Genomic DNA, 15,213 nt, shown 5'->3' with positions numbered 1-15,213 from the left:
GCTTTACTATTCCTTTAGTAAGAGACATAAACATCGGTCAGAAGCTGGGAAACTTCTGGGTATTTGGCAGCACGGGCTTTTGCTACAGCGTCGTCTACATTAGCTTCAGACTCAGCATCAATTGCATCGAGCTTTGCCAGATCAATCTGGTCTTTCACTTTTTCACGGAAAATTTTTAATGGATCGCGATGTTCTTTTACATAATCCACTTCATCTTTAGAACGGATTAACCCAGGGTCACCTTCGAAATGACCATAGAAGCGGTTGGTAATTGTTTCAATTACACTTGGTCCACCACCATTTCTGGCTCGCTCAATTGCCTGCTGGGCAGCTTCATAGACTGCAAAGAAATCTGTACCGTCAACCTTGACTGCAGGTAAACCAAAACCTGCTGCCCGACCAGCAATATCTTTACTTCCTACTGCATAGTCATGACCGGTACCTTCACCAAAGCCATTGTTTTCAAATACAAATATGACTGGAAGTTGCAATACTACAGCCATATTCATCGCTTCAAAAGTGAGACCCTGATTTGACCCCCCATCACCCGTAAATGACAGACCTATACCACCGGTTTTCAAAGTTTTAGCAGTTAAAGCTGCTCCAATTGCTAAAGGAGGTCCACCTCCTACAATACCGTTTGCACCCAGCATGCCCTTGTCGAGGTCTGCAATATGCATTGAACCACCTTTACCACGACACAGGCCGGCATCTTTACCGAAAATCTCAAGCATCATGGCATGGATATCACATCCTTTAGCAATACAGTGCCCATGGCCCCGGTGGGTGGAGGTAATGTAATCCTTATCGGTCAGATTTTCACAAATACCGACTGCAACTGCTTCCTCACCACTATAAAGGTGAATAAATCCAGGAATATCACCCATGGTATTTTCTTCGTGAAGCCGGTCCTCAAACTCACGAATATCGCGCATACTCTTATATGCAGCCAGTAATTTTTCTTCCGTTAATTGCATATCCTTTTCCTTTTTATCTTGATCAAAATCAAGGGAACAGTGAATAACTCACACCTCCAATTAAATATATTTATTCTAAAATTAATATTAGACTAAAATTATTTATTAAAATAAAATTTACTTATTATTTTCAAAAACAATAATTTATTTATTAAAAAATAAATGTAATTTTTTATTATTTTAAACAATAACTTAAAAACAAACCTTTAACCAACCTCATATATTTTATAATTCTAATTTTATTTAAAAGCTAGATTTTTATTTTAAAAATATTTTTTTAAATATTAATCTCTTTTTATTTATTTTAAGACTTATTATTAAATCAGGATATATTTAAATGGATTTACAACAGAATTTTAAGCATGAAAAAAAACTTCGGGGTGCAGATAAACTGGCACGTATACCTGTTAAGGTTATTGCAACAGATGTTATGCCGACAAAACCCGAATGGATACGGGCAAAAATCAGTCAGCCTGAAGAGATTGGCCGTATTAAACGGCTGTTGCGTCAGCAGAAACTACATACGGTATGTGAAGAAGCGGCGTGTCCAAACTTGCCAGAATGTTTTGGTAGCGGTACTGCAACTTTTATGATAATGGGTGATATCTGTACCAGACGGTGTCCTTTTTGTGATGTAGCCCACGGCCGTCCAAACAGCTTAGATCCGGCTGAGCCTCGGCATCTTGCCGAGACCGTCGCAAACCTGAATTTAAGTTATGTGGTCATTACTTCTGTAGACCGGGATGACCTGAAAGATGGAGGCGCCCAGCATTTTGTAGATTGTATTCAAGAGATACGTAAATGCTGTCCGAATACCCGGATCGAAATATTGGTTCCGGACTTTAGAGGGCGGCTTGATCTTGCCTTGTCTATTCTTAGCCAGTCTCCACCAGATGTATTTAACCACAATATAGAGACAGTACCCCGCTTGTACCGGGCCTTGCGGCCTGGATCAGATTATCAGCATTCTCTTAATCTGTTAAAAAAATTTAAAACTTTATGTCCTGAGACTCCTACCAAATGTGGCTTGATGGTAGGTATTGGAGAGATTGAGGCAGAAGTTATTGCGCTGTTAAATGATTTAAAAGATCATTATGTGGATTTGGTCACCATCGGACAGTACCTACAGCCTTCTAAAGCTCATGCTCCTATCCATCGTTTTGTGAGCTTAAAAGAATTTGAGCATTATCAGCGTCATGGCGAGTTTTTAGGATTTAAAAATATTTGGAGTGCGCCTATGGTACGTTCCAGTTATTTTGCCGATCAGCAATATTTAGGGAAGCCTGTACCGCAACCTTTTAGCAGAAAGCAGTTACCTTAAATACAAACAGACAGGTTGATCTTATGCAGGAATATTCTGTAACTATTTTAAACAGATCAGTCTGAATCGGCCATTTCTTTTAAAAACAGTCTGACTATATTGGTACATATACCAGACTGATGTTTAAAGATGTGTATGCTGGCGTCAGCCTTTTGTCGGATAGCAGATTAGAGCATCAAGGTTTAAGGTAGGGGAAAATAACAACAGTAACCAGCTCAGGTAGCTGCATTTTTGCCTCATCATGAAGGACCATGATATGCATATGATTAAAAAATTACCCGTGTTAAATCCTGTTTCTCGTTATTCATCAGCTTTTTTAAAGAATGCTGTAGCACATCATGTGCCTCCCGTTTCAGTAGATGCGGCCCCAGTATTAAATCTGGATCATGGTTGGCGTGAAACACTCTTCGGTCGCTCATTAGATCAGTGTCATTCTGAACTCTTGAGAATTGCAGAAGATGCCAGTATGGCAATCGGAATTACAGACCAGCATGGCACTCTGCTCTGGACCTGGAGCAGTCACTCTATGCGCTCTTCTGCAGAACAGGTGCATTTTTTCGAAGGTGGCCAGTGGTCTACCCAGTCCGTAGGCAACAATGCCATTGGCCTTGCGTTAAATACTCATGCTGCCAGTTGCGTGTACTCACATGAAAATCAGATGAATAGCGTGCGTGACTGGGTATGCTACGCAGCGCCCATCATCGACCCGCAAAGCGGCCAGTTCCATGGCATTATTAACCTTTCAACCAAGTATGAGAAGCATAATTCTTTAGGCGTACTCGCCGTAGAGCGCTGTGCAGATCTGGTGCAACGCGCCATCCGGCTTGAACAGCAAAATGTGCTTTATCTTAAAGTGCTGGGTGGGTCAAAAGTTCAGTTTAATCATCATATTTTACAGCTGACGCACCGGCAAATTGAAATACTGTGTATTCTGGCATTGTGTCCAGATGGGATCAGTTTGGACGAATTACACTATGCCCTTTATGGAGACAGGCAGGTTAGCCAGAAAACGCTAAAAGCAGAATTATCCCAGATGCGCAGTCTGTTACACGACTGTATCCAATCACGCCCTTACAAACTGAACTGTGAGGTTCAGGCAGATTTTCTTATGGCTGAACAGGCATTGAATCTGGGCTTTACTGTTACAGTATTGGCCTTGTACAAGGGCAATTTCCTGAGTAAGACAGAAAGTCCTTTCCTGTGTGCCTGGCGTGACTGCTTTGATGCGCGCTTAAGTCATATGATTCATAACTTGCAAGACATTGACCAGTTATTTCGCCTGATTAGTCGTGTTCCTGAACGTACTGATGCAATTGAGCGTCTGCTTGAACTTTTACCAGAAGACAGTCCCCATGCAGTTAAATTAAAACAACTTCTAGAATAGTCAATGAAATAGCAAATCCTGTTTGCTATTTAAGCTGATATGTGGGTTCCATCTAGTTCGTTACCGTTAACGCGGAATTATTCTGCTCATTAATATTATTTTTCAGCTTTTCGAGAAAGGATTCCAGAATCATATTATGTCGCCTGCCCTTTCTGGTAATCATGCAGATCGGTGTACTATAATGCATGCGCTGCTCGAGCACAGGTTTCATCTGACCGCTTTCTACCCATTTTCTTGCATAATGATCAGGTAAAAAACCCATAAAATTTCCGGTTAAAATTAAAAAAGCAATTCCCTCTCGGTCACTTGCAGTTGCAGAACAATGCAGCAGCTGGTACAGCTGCAACGCTTGTGAATTAATACTGTAGTTAGGCATTACGGCATTCCACTGGCTTAAACCTTGTTCTTTTAATCGTTCGGTAGAAGAAAATAGTGGATGCCGATCTCCACAATAAAGATAGGAACTTTCTTCATAAAGATTTAAATAGTCCAGCCCCGATAATGGAGTAACCATCGGGACTGCCCCTACATGTAAGCGACCATCCATCACCTTGCATTCAATATCTGCTAGGGTACTCATACTGATGTTAATCTGCACATCAGGGCTTTCACTGGTAAGTTGCTCTAGCGTATTAGTGATATAAGGCTTTGGTAAATTAATTAAATTGTTAATAATTCCAATATTAAACTCGCCTTTTAACTTTTTATGAATCTGGTTAACCTTAAGCTTAAACTCCTCAATAGAAGCGATTAGCGTTTCACTATAGTTCAAGATTTCCTTACCTTCATCGGTAAGAGAAAATCCGGCACGGCCACGCTGGCATAACCTGAGCCCCAGACGATTTTCCAAATCACTCATATGCAGACTAATGGCTGAGCGGCTAATTCCAAGAACACTCTCTGCTGAAGTAAAGCTCCCGCATTCGCATACTGTCTTGAAAATTCTCAATAACTTGATATCAAAATCAGTAATCTGGTTCAGATTTTTAATTTTCATTTACGTAAGTAATTTTATATCTAAAGATAAGTTTATTTGAATTTATCAGAACTAAACCCCCGATGTAAACTGAGAGCATAACTGGAAAAAGGGATTTTTTTAGTGGCCCTTTCACATTTTAAATGATTACCCTGAAACTCAGTTATACCGTTACTACCCACGGACTGCTTGCTTTAAAAATCAGTCATATATACCGCGTTTGGTAGAGCTCCATGTACAGGCCAGATTCAGGCTGCAATGAGTAGAGAAGATCATGAAAGTCGTCATTTTAGGAAGTGGTGTAATTGGTGTCACAACTGCATGGTATCTAACCCAGGCAGGACATGAAGTGACCGTAATTGACCGACAGCCTGGAGCAGCGCTGGAGACCAGTGCTGCAAATGCCGGACAGGTCTCTCCTGGCTATGCTACACCTTGGGCAGCGCCAGGGGTGCCGCTTAAAGCCATTAAATGGATGTTTCAAAAACATGCTCCTCTGTCTATTCGTCCAGATGGAACCAGTTTCCAGATTGCCTGGATGTGGCAAATGCTAAAGAACTGCAATATTCAGCATTATCAGGAAAATAAGAGCCGTATGGTCCGTATTGCCGAATATAGCCGTGACTGTCTGAAAGAATTACGGAAGACTACAGGTATTGCTTATGAAAGTCGTCAGCAAGGAACCTTACAGCTTTTCCGTAGTGAACAGCAATATGCCAATGCTGCCAAAGATATTGAAGTATTAAAAGAAGCTGGTGTGCCATTTGAGTTGCTCGAAGCGAAAGATTTAATGAAAGTTGAACCTGCTTTAAAATATTCCAGTCATAAACTGACAGGCGGGTTACGCTTACCAAATGATGAAACTGGTGACTGCCAGTTATTTACACAGCGTCTTGCAGAAATGGCAAAAGCTGCTGGCGTAATTTTTAAATTTGGTGTTTCTATTGAAAAACTGGTAGTTGAAGCAGATAAAGTCACAGCAGTCCAAACCAGTGAAGGTCTGGTTAAAGCAGACCAATATGTAATTGCAATGGGGTCTTTCTCTACTCCGCTATTACGTGGGTTAATTCATATTCCAGTCTATCCATTAAAAGGCTACTCACTGACCATTCCAATTCAAGATGCTACGCGTGCACCAGTTTCTACAGTACTGGACGAGACCTACAAAGTCGCTGTAACACGCTTTGATGATCGTATTCGTGTAGGGGGTATGGCAGAAATTGTAGGCTTTAATTATCAATTGCTTCCAGAACGCAGAAAAACACTGGAAATGGTGGTGAATGATCTTTATCCGTCTGCCGGACGTTTAAAAGAAGCAACTTTCTGGACTGGGCTTCGTCCCATGACACCAGATGGTACGCCTATTGTAGGTAAAACTGCCTTGAGTAACCTGTTCTTAAATACTGGGCATGGTACATTAGGCTGGACCATGGCATGTGGTTCAGGTAAATTGCTTTCAGACCTCATGAGCCATAAACGACCAGCGATTTATGCAGACGACTTATCGGTTGCTCGCTATGCTGAGCGTCCAGGTTTTCAGGTCGCTACTGCCTGAATATAAGAAAAATCTTTATTTAAAAGTTAAATAAAAAAGCCTCCGAAGAGGCTTTTTTTAATGGCTCAGATTAGTCACCTGTATAGCCTTTAAGTTTTAAGCGCGCAGCGTGTAGTAAAGGTTCGGTATAACCAGATGGTTGCTCACCGCCTTTAAAGATCAGGTCAGATGCAGCTTTAAAAGCAATGCTATTTTCAAAGTCAGCAGACATTGCAGTATAAAGTGGATCATTGGCATTTTGTTCGTCTACAATTTTAGCCATACGCTTTAATACTTCTTCAACCTGTTCACGACTCACAATACCATGACGTAGCCAGTTCGCAACGTGCTGTGAAGAGATACGTAATGTTGCGCGGTCTTCCATCAGGCCTACATCATTAATATCTGGAACCTTTGAACAGCCTACTCCCAAGTCAACCCAGCGCACAACATAACCCAGAATACCCTGACAGTTATTTTCAAGTTCGTTCTTTTTCTCTTCTTCAGTCCAGTCTGTATTTGCTGCTAGCGGAGGAGTCAACAGATCATCCAGAGCTAAAGGCTCAGTCTGTAATAATTCTTGCTGACGCTCAGATACATTGCACTGATGATAATGAATTGCATGAATTACTGCTCCTGTTGGAGAAGGAACCCATGCACAGCTTGCACCTGCTTCCGGATGCTCGATCTTAGTACGATACATGTCAAGCAGCATATCTGGTTTTGGCCACATACCTTTACCGATCTGTGCCTTACCGCGTAATCCTGCTTTCAGACCGATCATTACATTACGGTTTTCATAAGCAGGGAACCATTTTTGTCCTTTGATTTCGCCTTTACGAACAAATGGACCTGCTTCCATAAAGGTATGAATCTCATCACCTGTACGGTCCATAAAACCAGTATTAATAAAGATGGTACGGTCTTTGGCCTGAGCAATACAGTTCTTCAGGTTTACAGAAGTACGGCGTTCTTCATCCATAATCCCGATTTTAAGAGTTTTTGCTGGCAGCCCCAAAGCCTGCTCAGCACGTTCAAAAAGTTCTACCGCAAATGCGACCTCTTCCGGACCATGCATTTTTGGTTTTACGATATACATTGAACCCTGACGTGAGTTCTTGATTTCATTTTCGCCACGAATATCAGCAATGCTTAGTAACGGCGTTACCAGTGCATCCATGATGCCTTCATAGATTTCTGCACCATCTACCAAAATAGCAGGGTTCGTCATCAGGTGGCCAACATTACGCAGTAACATCAATGATCGGCCATGAATTTTACCCGTATTCCCTTCAAGGTCTGTATAAGTACGGTCTTTGTTCATAGCACGGGTAACAGTTTTGTCACCTTTCTGGAAAGATTCCTGAAGTGTACCCTTCATGAGCCCAAGCCAGTTACGGTAGCCTTCTACTTTTTCCTCTGCATCTACTGCAGCAATCGAGTCTTCCAGATCCTGAATTGTCGTTACAGCTGCTTCAAGTACCAGGTCTTTTATACCAGCTGCATCAGTCTGGCCAATCGGACTGGTCGTATCAATCTGGATAATGACATGTAATCCATTATTTTTTAGAATAATTTCAGTTGGGTTACTTTTCTCGCCATTATAACCTACAAACTGAACCGGTTCAGCCAAGGTAGTTTTAGTGTCATCTTTTAAAGTAATAACCAGCTGATTATCTTCAACTTCATAGCGTGTAGCATCTTGATGTGAGCCTGCCTCAAGCGGGAAAGTATCACTCAGAAAGCTTTTAGCAAATTCGATAACCTTGGCGCCACGGGCCGGATTATACCCCTTACCCTTTTCTGCGCCATTCTCTTCAGAAATCACATCAAAGCCATAAAGTGCATCATATAAAGAACCCCAGCGGGCATTTGCAGCATTAAGGCAGTAACGGGCATTTCGTACAGGTACAACCAACTGTGGTCCTGCCAATACTGCAATTTCTTCATCCACATTTTCAGTGGTAATCTGGAAATCTTCTACTTCTGGTAATAAGTAGCCAATCTCTTTCAGGAAAGCTTTGTAAGCTTCAAGTTCAAATTCGTTATTGCGATGCCATTCGTCAATTTTAGCCTGAATTTCATCACGCTTTGCAAGAAGCGCTTTATTTTTCGGACTAAGATCAACAACGACTTGCTCAAAATTTTTCCAGTATGTTTCACTGTCCAGACCGGAACCCGGTAAAGCTTCATTTTCGATGAAATCATAGAGTTCTTTAGCAATCGCTAACTTGCCTTTTTGAATACGTGCAGTCATTGTCTTTCCTGATATTGCTACTTTTTATCACAAGAGATTCTAGTATACTGGTTTATATTTAGCTGAATACCACTATCACGTTCCTAAATAGTAAGCATTTTCTGTTTAAAAAATATTGACATCAATAGTTTTTATATATGCCAGTTTAAAATACGTTTATATTCAGCCGCTTTAAATTTACTTATAGTGGATAAAGAGAGAGGTTTCGAAAATTAGACTTAAGTACCAGCTTTTCTACCTATCTTTTATAACTTTTACAATAACTGATCACACGTATTAAAGCAAAACCATGCCGATACTGCGCGGTTTTATTTAATATAAATAATAAAAAAGCGTTCCGTAGAACGCTTGATTAAAATTTTACTGGGCGCCGTGAATTTGCTTGTGCTCTGAATGCAGATACTCATCTGACTGCATTTCCAGCAATCTTGAACGGGTACGCTCAATTTCAAACACCAACTTCTCTCCCTGGTAGATATTAATAATATCGTCTTGAGAGGTAAGTAAAAGTTTTACTCCCCGATCATAGAACTCATCAACCAGATAAATAAAACGTCGGGTTGCATCATTAATCTGATCAGTTAAATGCGGAACATTACTGACCAGTACCGTATTATAAATATTGGCTATTTCAATGAAATCTGACGGGCTGCGAGGCTTAAGGCAAAGTTCTGAAAATTCACACCACAACACATCTTCAGTATGACCGATAGTCTCTACAATACGGTTATTGATAATAATTGATTCTTGAGACTGCACCTGAGTCTGGGTCAATGCAGAAAACCTTTGGGCAATCCACTGCTGTGCTTCGTGGCTGAGCGGTGCCTTGAAAAGCTGCGCCTGTTTTAACACCCGTAACCGATAATCTACTCCAGCATCTACATTTAACACAACACAGTTTTTTTTGACCATTTCAATGGTAGGTAAAAAACGGTCTCGATGAATACCATTTTTATATAAACCATCTGGTGCAATATTTGAGGTCGCTACCAGTGTAATACCGCGCTGGAATAATTTTTGAAACAGATCGCTCAAAATCATGGCATCAGTGACATTTGATACAAAAAATTCGTCGAAGCAAATAATAACTGCATCTTTGTAAATCTGGTCAGCCACCAGATCTAGGGGATTACGCTGGCCAGACAGCTTATTTAACTCACGGTGTACATGTTGCATAAAGTGATGAAAATGCATACGTAACTTACGGCGAAATGGAATAGACTCAAAGAATTGATCCATTAGCCATGTTTTTCCACGGCCAACCCCACCCCACATGTATACACCACGCGGTGCAGTTTGCCGGCGAAAACGGCGAAATGCTTTCTTAGAAGCCTTATATCGGTGAATCAATTCATGCCAGACCCGGTCCAGCTCCTGCACAGCTTGTGCCTGTGCTTCATCAGGTAAAAATTGTCCAGAAGATAAAGCTTGAGAATAACGCTCGGCTGGAGAGACGGGTGAAAAAGCTGTACTGTGTGATGATTTAAGCTCTAGCATATAATTCTGATACGTTTTATGGGCTAATGGGAAGTATAACGAAGAATATAGTGAAACATATAAAACTTTGGCATAACCCAACTTAGGCTATTTACCATATTGTCTTGGGCTTTGTCCGAACCAGCGCTTAAAGGCATGATTAAATGCGGCTGGTTCTGAATAGCCCAGTAACTCAGCAATAACCTCAATTGAGTACTCTTTATATTCAATCAGTTTTAATGCTTTGTTTTTAATCAACTGTTCTCTAATTTCTTTATAACTGGTATTGAACTGTTGTAGCTGATGGCGCAAGGTACGTTCTGGAATACCAAGTGCTTGTGCAGTCTCTGCCATAGTAGGAATTACCCCCTTTTGCAGCTCTAAATAGTCATGTACACGCTGAATAAGTGAAGGTACTGCATCATCATGATTTAAACGTTGTAGCTCACTAATACATTTAGCTTCATAAACCCGATGGGTAATTGGATCTGCAGAAGGAATTTTTATTTCAAGTACTTGCGAATTTAATCCAAATTTCGCCTGCTTAAAACCGAAGTGCAGATCTGCACCATAATAATTCTGATACAGCTGTAATTGCTCTTTATCTTCAGGTACTTTAAAAGGCAACTCAACTCTTAAAGTAGGTGCAACCAGTCCCATCATTTTATAAATATCTTGAATAAATTTATAAGTTCCCGAAATTTCGCACTGGGCACGTAGCAATCCCATATCCGAGTTCAGGTCTACTGGCAAATATGTCAATGCAACCTGATGAGCCATGACTTCAAGGCCTAAAGTTCCAAATAGGTGAGTAAGACCCTGGTATTGGATCCCCTTTTCAAGAGCAGTCTGGATATTATTACTGGTTACAAGGAGCATCAGCAAAGGGCCATAACCGGCAAGCGCGTAATGCTGCCCAATAAATAGTCCTGTTTCAGATTTTACCCCTTCACCCACAACTTTTTGTATATCCCATTCCAAGCTGGGATGAATAATAGAAGTCGGATCTAAAGCATCCGGCTTGATACCAATTGTTGCGAGCCGTGAATCAACATCAATTCCAGCGTTACGCATGCCTTGTATTAAATACATCAAACCGAGAATAGAACGCTTCATGAATAATTCAATTTACCCTGACCTGTCTGTTTTACTATAAAAATCTCATCTTTTTAATTGCCGAATCTATCAATATTTATGTCGCTGCTATCATGGGCCAATATAAGCAAGGCTGTATAATCTGTATAAAAATAGAACGGACCTAGCAGAAAATGCAGAAAAATAATATAGAACCTGTAACTGGACGCAGAGTAAAAGTTGCAATTATTGGTGCGGGATTTGGTGGTTTAGCCGCCGCAATTCGGTTATTACAGCAAAACATTGATGACTTTATTATTATTGAAAAAACAGGAGATGTAGGGGGCACATGGCGCGAAAACCGCTATCCGGGAGCTGCCTGTGATGTACAGTCACACATGTATTCTCTGTCTTTTGCGCCAAAAACAGACTGGTCAAAGCGTTACGCCGAGGCACCAGAAATTTTTGAATATATACAAAATCTTACTGAAAACTATCAACTGCGCCAATATATTCAATTCAATACAGAAGTCACTGGAACTTTTTATAATGAACAGTCAAATACGTGGCGTATTGAAATTGATAGGCAGGAGAATATAGAAGCCCAATTTGTGATTTTTGCTTCCGGGCCGCTTCATGTACCGCAGATTCCCAAAATAAAAGGTATTGAAAAATTTAATGGGAAAATTTTCCATTCATCACAATGGGATCATCAATATGATCTGACAGGTAAAACAGTTGCATCGATTGGTACAGGTGGCAGCGCCATTCAATATATTCCAGAAATAGCTTCACAGGTGAAACAGCTCTATGTAATGCAGCGTAGTGCAGCTTGGGTCATTCCACGCGACGAACGCAAATATGGCCAGTTGGAGAAAAACCTTTTTGCTCAGCAGGAATGGTTCAGGAAATTACATCGGATCCGGCTGTACTGGTCAAATGAATCACGGGTTATTCCAATTGTGCAGCCATTTGCTATGCGCTATGTAGAAAAACTAGGCCGCGCTTTTATACGATTCCAGGTTAAAGATAAAACTATCGCCAAGAAACTTACACCTGATTATATTATGGGCTGTAAACGCATCTTGGTATCAAATAAATATTATCCCACCTTCAACCGGAGCAATGTTGAACTTGTAACTGATAAGATTCGGGAGATTACTGAAGACAGCATTATTACTCAGGATGGTCAGACCCGAAGAATTGACTGCCTGATCTATGGTACAGGTTTTATCACTGATCCCCGTGTTTACCTAAAGAATTTTCCATGCATTGGCCAGCATAATCAATCATTAGCAAAGGCTTGGGAAGATGGCGCTGAAAGCTATTATGGAGTAAGTACCAAAGGTTTCCCAAATCTGTTTCAGTTATTAGGTCCAAATACTGTTTTGGCGCATAATTCCGTTTTGTTTATGATTGAATCTCAAATCGAGCATATCTTGCAATTGATTCAGCTGGTTGAAAAAACTCATACTCAGGCAGTCGTCGTTAAAGCCGAAGTACAGGATCAATTTAATCATCGAGTCCAAGACATGCTTAGAGGTACAGTCTGGCAGTCTGGCTGCACCAGCTGGTATCAGCAAAATGGCGGCAAAAACTTTTCCCTATGGCCTACTTACACCTGGCGATACTGGCTAGAAACCCGAAAGGTAAATCCGTCGGATTATCATTTTTTGGGAAATAGCACCATAAGCCGTGCAGCTTGAATTTTTCCCTGACATAATAAGCAGGTGTTGATTGCATCTGCTTATTCATGACTTCTCTTATTCTGGTTTTACAAATTTTTTTAGCCTTGATTTTAGGCTTTTTATCTGCAAAAAAATTACCTGTTCCTGTACAAAAATTTATTTTCAAAATTTTGCCATATTTTTCTTATCTGCTATTAATAAGTGTATCACTTGAACTTTTTCAAGCTCTACAACAGTTACAGCATCCTTTATATATTTTAAAACCTGCCTTATTAATTGCTCTACTGACCTCATTAGGATCTTTCTTTGTCTGTTTATTTGCTTATCAATGGCTAGACCGTAGCAGTGTCAAAGGTTCAATTTCCTTACACCTGTTTTTAAAGGCAATTAAGAATATCAGTTATGCTCTGCTGGCTCTAATGGCGGGTGCAGGCATTGGCTGGCTGATTAAATTATCTGGAAACGAATATTCTTTTAACAGCTGGTATCTATTACTGGTTTTTATTTTACTAATTGGTGTGGAGCTGGCTCATACCCATTTTGACCGTGCCTGGTTAAGCTGGAAAATTTTGGTTGTTCCATTAGCGGCTTTTATTGGTTCTGGCTTGGCTGCATTATTATGTATTCCTTTATTACAGAGTTACACAGCGAATGAAATTCTGGCCTTAGCTCAAGGTTATGGCTGGTACTCAATGTCTGGCATCCTGCTGAGTCAGATTCACTCTCCACAGTTTGGTAGTATTGCCCTGCTCACTGATCTTTTCAGGGAAGTTTTTGCAATTTTACTGATGTATTGTATCGGTTGGCGTTTTCCGCGTTCGGCAATTTCTAGTGCAGGAGCAACTTCCATGGATGTAACACTTGCCATGGTCAAACAGTCTTGCGGGACTCATTATGTTCCTCATGCCATGATGAGTGGCCTAATCTTGACTTTACTGGCACCTCTACTTATAAGCTTTTTTATATTTTTATAAAATAAAAAATATAAGTTTGAATTTATTTGTACTTGATCTAAATCCTCAGAAGGTTATGCCCAAAAAACAAAGCTAATAAACTAGTGATCAGCTTTGTCTGCAGTAGTTAAACTTAGGATTACTCAATTATAAGCTGGCTAGAATTTCTTTTAAGGCTCCGGCAGGATCAGTCGATTGTGTAATTGGACGCCCAATTACTAAATGGGTTGAACCATCAAGCATAGCCTGTTTTGGAGTCACGATACGTTTTTGGTCATCCGCACTTGAACCGGCAGGACGGATACCGGGAGTAACCAGTGCAAAATCTTGTCCTAGTTCCTTACGTAATAGTGGAGCTTCCTGGGCAGAACAGACGACACCATCCAGACCACTTTCCTGAGTAAGTTTTGCCAAGCGTTTAACCTGCTCAAAAGGCTCAATATCTAAACCAATATCACGCAAATCATCACGTGTCTGTGAGGTTAGTACTGTTACTGCAATCAGTTGGGTAGGATACTGTCCTGCTTTTAATCGCTCTACACAGGTTTCCATCATTTTACGGCCACCTGAAGCATGAACATTTACCATCCAGACCCCAAGATCAGCGGCGGCACACACTGCTTGAGCTGTAGTATTCGGGATATCATGAAATTTTAAATCAAGAAAAACTTCAAAACCTTTATTTTGTAAGTTTTTAATAATTGATGGACCCTCATGAGTAAAAAGCTCTTTGCCCACCTTGACACGACACAGTGATGGATCAAGTTGATCTGCAATTTTCAGGGCGTCATATTGGCTTTTTGCGTCTAAGGCAACAATAATACTCACAAGTTTAATTCCATCTTATAAAAATCGGCCAATTATAAAGTGATTCATGCCATGCTCAAAGCAGGAATATATTGATAATGCAAAAAAGCCTGGTTATCTTTTCTAAAACATATTTATCTCTGTTCAGAGATCAGAATAGCTCTCGTATCATGTTCTAAGGCCTCAAAAATATGAGCCTGATCGGCAGGATAACAAATGTAATCCCCTTCATTAAGCACAATCGGTTCTGAAACCAAGCCTACTTTAGCCTTACCTTTCATAATAATAATATGTTCTATACTTCCGATTGGATGTGGCTGACTGCAACGCGGTTCGCCTAGATGTGTGGTAAGGATATAAACGTCTCGTCTGGCACCTGTGGGACAGTTTGCCAGTAATATTGCCTGATAATGAGCAATTTCAGAACTGACGGATGGGCCTTCGCCAAAACGAATAACCTGTGTTTGTGCAGTATTAGCCTCCATTAATTTTGCAAATGGAATATCTAGAGCCACACATAGAGCCCATAATGTTTCCAAGCTTGGATTTCCTTGCGCAGCTTCCAGTTGAGATAAGGTTGATTTGGCAATACCTGCGCGGCGGGCTACCTCTGTCAATGACAATCCCGCTTTTTGTCTTTCTCTTTGTAGTCCTTTAGCCACTATCTCAATAGGTAATGTCATAATTCACCATAAAAAACAAATGTTCGTTTTGACGAACAATATAAAATTAAACTATTATATCGTACGATCGTTTGATATAGAAA

General features: G+C 40.6%; 12 protein-coding genes. 5 read left to right on the top strand and 7 right to left on the bottom strand.

Translation table 11 applies throughout. The features are described 5' to 3' along the window. Window positions 1-14: 14 nt before the first annotated feature. Entirely contained in the window at window positions 15-977 is a 963-nt protein-coding gene (locus ABZP31_RS05640) for a thiamine pyrophosphate-dependent dehydrogenase E1 component subunit alpha (protein ID WP_248114897.1), read from the bottom strand. Window positions 978-1,314: 337 nt separating this feature from the next. Here ABZP31_RS05640 and lipA point away from each other — a divergent pair, with 337 nt between their 5' ends. Continuing rightward, window positions 1,315-2,298 (top strand): lipoyl synthase, encoded by a 984-nt coding sequence (gene lipA, locus ABZP31_RS05635; RefSeq protein WP_248114898.1) that lies wholly within the window; start codon window positions 1,315-1,317, stop codon window positions 2,296-2,298. Between the two features lie 340 nt (window positions 2,299-2,638). Next, window positions 2,639-3,682, top strand: coding sequence for a transcriptional regulator (locus ABZP31_RS05630; protein WP_316250756.1), 1,044 nt, complete (start codon window positions 2,639-2,641; stop codon window positions 3,680-3,682). 52 nt (window positions 3,683-3,734) lie between these two features. Here the strand turns inward: ABZP31_RS05630 and ABZP31_RS05625 are convergent, their stop codons facing one another. After that, window positions 3,735-4,679, bottom strand: a complete 945-nt coding sequence (locus tag ABZP31_RS05625; RefSeq protein WP_248114900.1) for a LysR family transcriptional regulator — start codon at window positions 4,677-4,679, stop codon at window positions 3,735-3,737. Window positions 4,680-4,932: 253 nt separating this feature from the next. On the opposite strand from ABZP31_RS05625, the gene ABZP31_RS05620 reads away from it, so the two are divergent. Then, window positions 4,933-6,213 carry a D-amino acid dehydrogenase gene (locus tag ABZP31_RS05620; RefSeq protein WP_248114901.1) on the top strand — a complete coding sequence of 427 codons (1,281 nt, stop codon included), beginning with the start codon at window positions 4,933-4,935 and terminating at the stop codon, window positions 6,211-6,213. A gap of 70 nt (window positions 6,214-6,283) precedes the next feature. On the opposite strand, the gene ABZP31_RS05615 is transcribed toward ABZP31_RS05620, so the two are convergent. The 3 genes from ABZP31_RS05615 to ABZP31_RS05605 all read right to left on the bottom strand — a co-directional run bounded on the left by ABZP31_RS05615 (window position 6,284) and on the right by ABZP31_RS05605 (window position 11,041). After that, window positions 6,284-8,449 carry a malate synthase G gene (locus tag ABZP31_RS05615; RefSeq protein ID WP_367156934.1) on the bottom strand — a complete coding sequence of 722 codons (2,166 nt, stop codon included), beginning with the start codon at window positions 8,447-8,449 and terminating at the stop codon, window positions 6,284-6,286. A 360-nt stretch (window positions 8,450-8,809) separates the two neighbouring features. Then, the gene (gene zapE, locus ABZP31_RS05610; protein ID WP_248134248.1) at window positions 8,810-9,946 is read right to left on the bottom strand and encodes a cell division protein ZapE; all 1,137 of its coding nucleotides are present in this window, start codon (window positions 9,944-9,946) and stop codon (window positions 8,810-8,812) included. A gap of 87 nt (window positions 9,947-10,033) precedes the next feature. Then, on the bottom strand, window positions 10,034-11,041 hold the full coding sequence (locus ABZP31_RS05605) for an AraC family transcriptional regulator (protein ID WP_248134251.1): 1,008 nt from the start codon (window positions 11,039-11,041) through the stop codon (window positions 10,034-10,036). 152 nt (window positions 11,042-11,193) lie between these two features. Here ABZP31_RS05605 and ABZP31_RS05600 point away from each other — a divergent pair, with 152 nt between their 5' ends. After that, entirely contained in the window at window positions 11,194-12,705 is a 1,512-nt protein-coding gene (locus ABZP31_RS05600; protein WP_248134253.1) for an NAD(P)/FAD-dependent oxidoreductase, read from the top strand. Between the two features lie 47 nt (window positions 12,706-12,752). Continuing rightward, a complete protein-coding gene (locus tag ABZP31_RS05595) occupies window positions 12,753-13,661 on the top strand; it encodes a lysine exporter LysO family protein (RefSeq protein WP_248134255.1) in 909 nt (302 codons plus the stop codon). A 126-nt stretch (window positions 13,662-13,787) separates the two neighbouring features. Here the strand turns inward: ABZP31_RS05595 and pyrF are convergent, their stop codons facing one another. Both pyrF and ABZP31_RS05585 read right to left on the bottom strand, forming a co-directional pair. Beyond that, window positions 13,788-14,468 carry an orotidine-5'-phosphate decarboxylase gene (gene pyrF, locus ABZP31_RS05590; RefSeq protein ID WP_248122224.1) on the bottom strand — a complete coding sequence of 227 codons (681 nt, stop codon included), beginning with the start codon at window positions 14,466-14,468 and terminating at the stop codon, window positions 13,788-13,790. A 113-nt stretch (window positions 14,469-14,581) separates the two neighbouring features. Further along, entirely contained in the window at window positions 14,582-15,130 is a 549-nt protein-coding gene (locus ABZP31_RS05585; protein WP_248134257.1) for an XRE family transcriptional regulator, read from the bottom strand. Window positions 15,131-15,213: the final 83 nt, after the last annotated feature.

It is taken from the genome of Acinetobacter sp. FL (genome assembly GCF_040744925.1).
Classification (GTDB): Bacteria; Pseudomonadota; Gammaproteobacteria; order Pseudomonadales; family Moraxellaceae; genus Acinetobacter; species Acinetobacter radioresistens.
This window is presented reverse-complemented; position numbering and strand designations above follow the sequence as displayed.

Excerpts from the sequence above, each read along its gene's own strand:
- ABZP31_RS05640 (WP_248114897.1), bottom strand. The coding sequence starts at position 977 with ATGCAATTAACGGAAGAAAAATTACTGGCTGCATATAAGAGTATGCGC.
- lipA (WP_248114898.1), top strand. The coding sequence starts at position 1,315 with ATGGATTTACAACAGAATTTTAAGCATGAAAAAAAACTTCGGGGTGCA.
- ABZP31_RS05625 (WP_248114900.1), bottom strand. The coding sequence starts at position 4,679 with ATGAAAATTAAAAATCTGAACCAGATTACTGATTTTGATATCAAGTTA.
- ABZP31_RS05620 (WP_248114901.1), top strand. The coding sequence starts at position 4,933 with ATGAAAGTCGTCATTTTAGGAAGTGGTGTAATTGGTGTCACAACTGCA.
- ABZP31_RS05615 (WP_367156934.1), bottom strand. The coding sequence starts at position 8,449 with ATGACTGCACGTATTCAAAAAGGCAAGTTAGCGATTGCTAAAGAACTC.
- zapE (WP_248134248.1), bottom strand. The coding sequence starts at position 9,946 with ATGCTAGAGCTTAAATCATCACACAGTACAGCTTTTTCACCCGTCTCT.
- ABZP31_RS05605 (WP_248134251.1), bottom strand. The coding sequence starts at position 11,041 with ATGAAGCGTTCTATTCTCGGTTTGATGTATTTAATACAAGGCATGCGT.
- ABZP31_RS05600 (WP_248134253.1), top strand. The coding sequence starts at position 11,194 with ATGCAGAAAAATAATATAGAACCTGTAACTGGACGCAGAGTAAAAGTT.
- ABZP31_RS05595 (WP_248134255.1), top strand. The coding sequence starts at position 12,753 with ATGACTTCTCTTATTCTGGTTTTACAAATTTTTTTAGCCTTGATTTTA.
- ABZP31_RS05585 (WP_248134257.1), bottom strand. The coding sequence starts at position 15,130 with ATGACATTACCTATTGAGATAGTGGCTAAAGGACTACAAAGAGAAAGA.